Below are 1665 nucleotides of genomic sequence, written 5' to 3' on the forward strand. Positions count from 1 at the left end.
CCGCACCCGCTCTGACTTCCGCTCTCGTGGGCTCGGAGTTGTTTAACCGAGACCGGGGGCGCTCGCGACCGGGCCCGCCAAGACCGAACAGGTACTCGGCGCGCTGACGGCGGCCGGATCGGTGCGCGGCGAGTAGTGCGGTGCCGTCAGTTCACGATGATGAAGTTGAACAGCACCCTGAGGTTGGCATCCCAGCCGACGTGGTACCGCACCGTCATGGTGCCGTCGGCATGCGGGACGACATTGCGGACCTGCATCGTCGCGTGTCCGTGAAACGGGATGCCGTCGACATCGAGCTCGGTCATGGTGACCGACACCTGGCTGTCGGCCCAGACCTGGGTGTTCGGGAATCCGAACACCCAGGCGCCGGTGCCGTGCGTGTGCAACACCCGCTGAGCCCAGAAGATGGACGAGACATTCGTGTAGCCGGCTCCCCTGATCCCGACGCCGTTGTCGCGATATCCGGCCTGCGATTTCGTCTCCTCGAACAGCTCCTCTTCGGTGTCCGGGCTGGCTGCCAGGACCGCGTCTTCCATCTCCGAATCCAACATCTCCCTGTCCTTTCGAACCATGTGGAGAAACCCTGCGCAGTAATCGTCTCGCGCAGACCGGCCCGTCCGAACGCGTAACGCACTACCCCAAATCCGCAGCATTACACCGGTTCGCCTCAGGCGGACAGTGTCCGTCCGATCGTCGCCGCCACCGCGGCGTGCGCGAGGTATTCGGCGATGTCGTGTGCCCGTTCCTTGGGGTTGTCGACCGGGAGATCCCGCAGGTCGTTGCCCCACGCCGGGCGCAGCGGACAGCCGATGGCGATCGGATCACCGGCGTACCAGGTGTTGAGCCACTCACCGACCCGTTCGGGCCTGCTCGCGCCGCCGCTGAGCAGCTTGCCGTAGACCCCGTCCAGGCCGAGCGGGCTGCCCGCGGTCACCAGCAGGCTCACGTCCAGTTCCCGTGGCAGCTGGGTGAGCAGGTCCATCGCGACGACGGTGCCCAGACTGTGGCTGACCAGGATCACCTCGCCGCCGGCGGGCATGTCGGCGAGCGCGGTGTCGAGCACGCTCTTGCGCACCCGATCGTCGTCGAGATAGGCGGCGACGTCCTTGAAGATCGCGCCGATGAGCAGCGAATCGAGGCCGCTGCGCGCGGCGATCCAGCCGAGCTGGTCGCGCACCCGGCCCAGGACGACCGAGCCGAACCCGCCGAACCGTTCCTCCGCGATCAGATCGGTGGAGACGTCACCGGCACTGGGCATGCCGGCACGCTCCGCCGCCTGGGCGACCAGGCTCTCGTAGAGCTCCGATCCGGTGTCGACGGCCGATTCGCTCGTGCCGAGGCTCGCCATGAGCTGGTCGCCGTAGAAGGGGAAGTAGACGTCGGCGGGGTCGATCGGGCTCAGGTCGGCGAGGGTGAGTCCCTTGTTCAGTCCTGCTGTCCAGGCGCGACGGAGATCAGCCGGGTCGCGGCCCTGCTGACTGCGCCCGTGCAGGAACACCACACTGCGACGCCCACCGAACGCGCTCGGCCTGCCCTGCGTGCCGCGCATCACCGCCTCGACCGCCGAAACATGCCGTGGCGCGGGCATTGTCACGTCGGCGACCACCGCATCGGCCGACAAGCCTGCCGCTTGCCCGAGTTCGTCGAGGAGCTTTCGCTGTGCCG

Annotated in this window: 1 protein-coding gene and 1 pseudogene; both read right to left on the reverse strand. The window is 67.7% G+C overall.

Annotation, left to right across the window (positions count from 1 at the left end; translation table 11 throughout):
- Positions 1 to 146: 146 nt before the first annotated feature.
- Positions 147 to 551, reverse strand: a complete 405-nt coding sequence (locus tag ACFWPJ_RS32185; RefSeq protein ID WP_378857209.1) for a hypothetical protein — start codon at positions 549 to 551, stop codon at positions 147 to 149.
- Positions 552 to 667: 116 nt separating this feature from the next.
- Positions 668 to 1665: pseudogene (locus tag ACFWPJ_RS32190) on the reverse strand (serine protease); the annotation flags it as partial.

The organism is Nocardia sp. NPDC058497, assembly GCF_042720195.1.
GTDB lineage: Bacteria > Actinomycetota > Actinomycetes > Mycobacteriales > Mycobacteriaceae > Nocardia.